Below are 889 nucleotides of genomic sequence, written 5' to 3' on the forward strand. Positions count from 1 at the left end.
GGATAGCGAGGGCAAAGGATGGGGCAGCGTTATCGTCGAGGGTCGATTTGAAGAATATCCGGATACGGAAGCGTGGCATAATCAAAGACTACACGCCTGGTCGGTTTTACAGCAATATCCTGACTGGTGGGAGATAGGCGCGCTCAAGCCGCACGAGCTGCCGATATCTTCAGCTTCTCCGCATCTCTTTTACGGTATTGTCGTTGGGGAGCTCCACGGACGCAGAGCCAGTCTGGTGGAATAAGCAGGACTTGGTATCAAGAGGCCGCCCAGATTTACGTCTGGGCGGACCTGTCGGCCCCGCTTGCCGCTTCGGGCGATAACCATTCCACTCGCCGATTCTTCCTCAATGAGCCAGAAAGAGTGGGACGTTGGCCTCTTTCAGCATCGAATGCGTCACGCCGCCGAACAGCCGCTGCTGCAGCCGGGGGTGGTTATAAGCGCCCATGACGATCATGTCGGCAGAGACGTCGATCGCATGTTGTCGCAATGTCTCGTCGATGGGCCGACCGCCGCTTGAAATGCGGTCAACTTCAACGTTTACACCGTGCCGCGCGAGGTATCGAGCGATGTCTGCTCCCGGCTCTTCACCATTGGTGGAACTGGTAGCGAGTGGATCGACCAGCGCGACGTGGACTTGGCCGGCGCTCTTGAGAAAATCAATCGACAGCTGGGCTGCATGAGCAGCCTCGTAGCTGGAGTCCCAGGCCAGCAAAACGGCCTTCGGCGCTGGGTGGACGTCGCTCCCGGTCGGGTTGAAGAGGATCGGCGTCGGTGAATGGAAAAGAGCACCGTCGATAACCTGCTTACGAAACTGCTCATCGCGTGCGGCTTGAGGTCCGACCAACACGATGTCGGCATAAAGCGCGCGTACCGCAATATCATCAGC

General features: G+C 58.0%; 1 protein-coding gene and 1 pseudogene. One reads left to right on the forward strand and one right to left on the reverse strand.

Going from position 1 to position 889, the window contains the following annotated elements; genetic code table 11:
• Nucleotides 1-244, forward strand: a pseudogene (locus tag AC1D17_RS29140) (pyridoxamine 5'-phosphate oxidase family protein); the annotation flags it as partial.
• Nucleotides 245-346: 102 nt separating this feature from the next.
• On the opposite strand, the gene AC1D17_RS29145 reads toward AC1D17_RS29140, so the two are convergent.
• Nucleotides 347-889: universal stress protein (locus AC1D17_RS29145; protein WP_477568664.1), on the reverse strand; the 543-nt coding region annotated here is incomplete at its 5' end.

The organism is Pararhizobium sp. P1_E7 (assembly GCF_056405855.1).